The following is a 3,767-nucleotide window of genomic DNA, read 5'->3' on the forward strand; positions in this document are numbered from 1 at the left end:
GGGGATGGCGAGGTCCCCCGATCCGGCGGCGGTGCCGTTCCACCCCGCGGTGCGGGCCTGGTTCGAGCGCGCCTTCCAGGCGCCCACGCGCGCGCAGGCGCTCGGCTGGCCGCCCATCCACCGGGGGGAGAGCACGCTCCTGCTGGCGCCGACCGGCAGCGGCAAGACGCTCGCCGCGTTCCTGTCCTGCATCGACCGCCTCATGTTCTCGCCCGAGCCGCCGCGCCGCGAGCGGCTGCGGGTGGTGTACGTCTCGCCGCTGAAGGCGCTGGCGGTGGACGTGGAGCGCAACCTGCGCGCGCCGCTCGCCGGCATCGCGCACGTGGCGGCGGAGCGCGGCTACGCGCACCGGATCCCCGCGGTGGCGGTGCGCACCGGCGACACGCCCGCCGCGGAGCGGGCGCGCTTCGCGCGCGACCCGGCCGACATCCTCATCACCACCCCGGAGTCGCTCTACCTGCTGCTGACGCAGGCGGCGCGCGAGGGGCTGCGCACGGTCGAGACGGTGATCGTGGACGAGATCCACGCGCTCGTCCCCTCGAAGCGCGGCGCGCACCTGGCGCTGTCGCTGGAGCGGCTGGAGCAGCTCGCCGGGCGGCCGCTGCAGCGCATCGGGCTCTCGGCCACGCAGCGCCCGCTCGACGAGGTGGCGCGGTTCCTGGGCGGCGCGCGCCCCGCGGCGCCGGCGGGGGCGGGCGACGCCGACGGCGCGCTGGGCGAGCTGCGCGACCGGACCGCCCGCCCGGCCTGGCGGCCGGTGGCGGTGGTGGACGCCGGGTCGCGCAAGCCGCTCGAGCTCACCGTGGAGGTGCCGGTCGAGGACATGTCCCGCCTCGGCGAGCCGCTCGACCTGCCCGGCGGCGACGCCTCGCAGGCGCCGCCGCGCGCCTCGATCTGGACGGCCATCCACCCGCGCCTGCTCGAGCTGGTGAAGGCGCACCGCACCACCTTGCTGTTCGTGAACAGCCGGCGGGTGGCCGAGCGGCTCGCCGGGGCGCTCAACGAGCTGGCGGGCGAGACGCTGGTGCAGGCGCACCACGGCTCCATCGCCCGGCCGCAGCGCATCGCCATCGAGGACAACCTCAAGGCCGGCCGGGTGCGCGGCCTGGTGGCCACCTCCTCGCTGGAGCTGGGCATCGACATGGGCTCGGTGGACCTGGTGGTCCAGATCGAGGCGCCGCCCTCGGTCGCGAGCGGGATGCAGCGCATCGGGCGCGCCGGCCACCAGGTGGGCGCGCCCAGCGCCGGGGTGCTGTTCCCGAAGTACCGCGGCGACCTCGTCGCGTGCGCCGCGCTCACCGAGGCCATGCAGGAGGGCGACGTCGAGGCGACCCGCTACCTGCGCAACCCGCTCGACGTCCTGGCGCAGCAGATCGTGGCGATGGTCTCGCTCGACGACTGGCGGGTGGACGACCTGCACGCGGCGCTGCGCGGCGCCGCGCCGTTCGCCGAGCTGCCGCGCGGGATCCTGGAGGGCGTGCTCGACCTGCTCTCCGGCCGCTATCCGTCGGAGGAGCTGGCCGAGCTGCGCCCGCGCGTCACCTGGGACCGGGTCCGCGGGGTGCTGCGCGCGCGCGAGGGCGCGCGGCGGGTGGCGGTGGTGAGCGGCGGGACCATCCCCGACCGCGGCCTGTACGGCGTGTACCTGCTGGGCGGCGCCAAGGGCCAGGCGCGGGTGGGCGAGCTGGACGAGGAGATGGTCTTCGAGACCGCCGTGGGCGAGACGTTCACCCTGGGCGCTTCCACCTGGCGCGTCGAGGAGATCACCCACGACCGCGTGCTCGTGTCGCCGGCGCCGGGCGAGCCGGGGAAGATGCCGTTCTGGCACGGCGACGCGGCCGCCCGGCCGGTGGAGCTGGGGCGGCGCATCGGCCGGCTGGTGCGCGAGCTGCGCGGGGTGCCGCGCGCCGCCGCGCTGGAGCGGCTGCGGACCCGCCACGGCCTCGACGCGCGCGCGGCGGAGAACCTGGTCCGCTACCTCGAAGACCAGCAGCAGGCGGCCGGGGCGGTGCCGGACGACCGCACCGTGCTGGTGGAGCGCTGCCGCGACGAGCTGGGCGACTGGCGGGTGTGCGTGCTCGCGCCGTTCGGGAGCGCGGTGCTCGTCCCGTGGTGCATGGCGGCGGCCCGGCGCGCCCGCGACCGGCTCGGCGCCGACCCGGAGACGCTCTGGACCAACGACGGCTTCGCGCTGCGGCTCCCCGAGACCGACCAGCCGCCCGAGGTGGACTTCCTGTTCCCGGAGCCGGAGGAGGTCGAGGCGCTGGTGGTCGAGCAGCTCGGGGCCACGGCGCTGTTCGCCGCCCGATTCCGCGAGGCCTCCGCGCGCGCCCTGCTCCTGCCGCGCCGCCGCCCCGGCCAGCGCACCCCGCTGTGGCAGCAGCGCAAGCGCGCCGCCGACCTGCTCGCGATCGCCTCCCGCTTCGCGCAGTTCCCGCTGCTCCTCGAGGCCTACCGCGAGTGCCTGCGCGACGTGTTCGACCTGCCCGCGCTGGTGGAGCTGATGCGCGACCTGAAGGCGGGGCGGGTGCGCCGCGCGGTGGCCGACACGCGGGTGCCGTCGCCGTTCGCCGGCTCGCTCCTGTTCGGCTTCGTGGCGAGCTTCATCTACGACGGCGACGCGCCGCTGGCGGAGCGGCGCGCGCAGGCGCTCGCCATCGACCAGGCGCAGCTCCGCGAGCTGCTCGGCGAGGCGGAGCTGCGCGAGCTGCTCGACGCGGACGCGCTCGCCGACCTGGAGGCGCGGCTCCAGCTCCTCCCGCCCGAGCTGCGGGTGCGCAGCGCCGACGGCCTCGCCGACATGCTGCTCCGGCTCGGGGATCTCACCCGCGCCGAGGTGGAGCGCCGCGCGGCCGGCCCGGAGGTCGCGGCGAGCCTCGACCGCCTGGTGGCGGAGCGGCGGGCGGTGGCGCTCCGCGTCGGCGGGGAGGAGCGGTTCGTGGCGGTGGAGGACGCGGCCCGCTACCGCGACGGGCTCGGGGTGCCGCTCCCGCCCGGCGTGCCCGAGGCGCTGCTCGCGCCGGTGCCGGATGCGCTCGACGGCCTGGTGGCCCGGTACGCGCGGCGGCACGCGCCGTTCACCGCGGGCGAGCTGGCGGCGCGCCTCGGCCTGGGCCGGGCCGCGGCGGAGCGGGCGCTGGAGCGGGCGCTGGAGCGGCTCGCGCGCGCCGGGCGGCTGCTGGAGGGCGCGTTCCGGCCGCACGGCGCGGAGCGCGAGTGGTGCGACCCCGACGTGCTCCGGACGCTGCGGCGGCGCTCGCTCGCGAAGCTCCGCGAGGAGATCGAGCCGGTCGAGCCGCGCGTGCTCGGGCGGACGCTGCTCGGCTGGCACGGGATCACGCGCCGCGCCGCCGGCCTCGACGCGGTGCTCGACGCGGTCGAGAAGCTCCAGGGCGCGCCGCTCCCGGCCGCGCTGCTCGAGGGCGAGATCCTGCCGGCGCGGGTCGAGGGCTACCTGCCCGGCGACCTCGACGCGCTCGCGGCGGGCGGCGAGGTCACCTGGGTCGGCCTCGAGCCGCTCGGCGAGCGCGACGGGCGCGTGGCCCTCTTCCTCGCCGACGCGCTCCCCGCGCTGCTCCCCCCGGCGCGCCCCGCCGAGCCGCCGGAGGACCCGCGGGAGCGGCGCGTGCTCGAGCACCTGGCGCGCCGCGGCGCCTGCTTCTTCCCGGAGCTGCACGAGGCGGCGGGCGGCGGCTTCGCGCAGCAGACGGTGGACGCGATCTGGGCGCTGGTGTGGCGGGGGCTGGTGACGAACGACACGTTCCAGG

General features: G+C 77.9%; 1 protein-coding gene. It reads left to right on the top strand.

Annotated features, from left to right (window positions below; all coding sequences use genetic code 11):
* Positions 1 to 3,767 (top strand): DEAD/DEAH box helicase (locus PSR1_RS22300; RefSeq protein ID WP_370539108.1); only part of this gene is annotated, 3,767 nt, incomplete at both ends.

This window comes from Anaeromyxobacter sp. PSR-1 (assembly GCF_000964525.1).
Classification (GTDB): domain Bacteria; phylum Myxococcota; class Myxococcia; order Myxococcales; family Anaeromyxobacteraceae; genus Anaeromyxobacter.